This window comes from Pseudomonas sp. NPDC087615, from assembly GCF_044743445.1.
Classification (GTDB): Bacteria; Pseudomonadota; Gammaproteobacteria; order Pseudomonadales; family Pseudomonadaceae; genus Aquipseudomonas; species Aquipseudomonas baetica_A.
This window is the reverse complement of sequence record NZ_JBIUWM010000089.1, coordinates 13,945-14,352: the sequence shown is the minus strand read 5'-3', so window position 1 is coordinate 14,352 and position 408 is coordinate 13,945. Positions and strand designations below refer to the sequence as shown.

The following is a 408-nucleotide window of genomic DNA, read 5'->3' as shown; positions in this document are numbered from 1 at the left end:
CGGTCAAGTGTCAGCAGCGCCAGGGTAGCGGTCAGGATCGGGAACGAAGCCACGATCAGAACGTTTGCCCAGGTGCAGGTCCAGGTGAAGATCGGCATGTCCATCAGTTTCATGCCAGGGGTACGCATTTTCAGCACGGTGGCCAGGAAGTTGACCCCCGTCAGCGTCGTACCCAACCCGGATAACTGTAGCGCCCAGATGTAGTAGTCCATCCCCACGCCAGGGCTATATTGCAGGCCCGACAACGGTGGATAGGCAACCCAACCGGTCTTGGCGAATTCGCCGACGCCCAGGGACAGGTTGATCAGCACAACGCCCGATACCAGCAGCCAGAAGCTCAGGGAGTTCAGGAACGGGAAGGCAACGTCACGCGCGCCGATCTGCAGCGGCACTGCAAGGTTCATCAGG

General features: G+C 60.0%; 1 protein-coding gene. It reads right to left on the bottom strand.

All coding sequences use genetic code 11. The annotated features are described in order from the left end of the window. Positions 1-408, bottom strand: a 408-nt coding sequence (locus ACIOU6_RS26550) for a cbb3-type cytochrome c oxidase subunit I (protein ID WP_401139604.1), incomplete at both ends; no start/stop codon positions are given.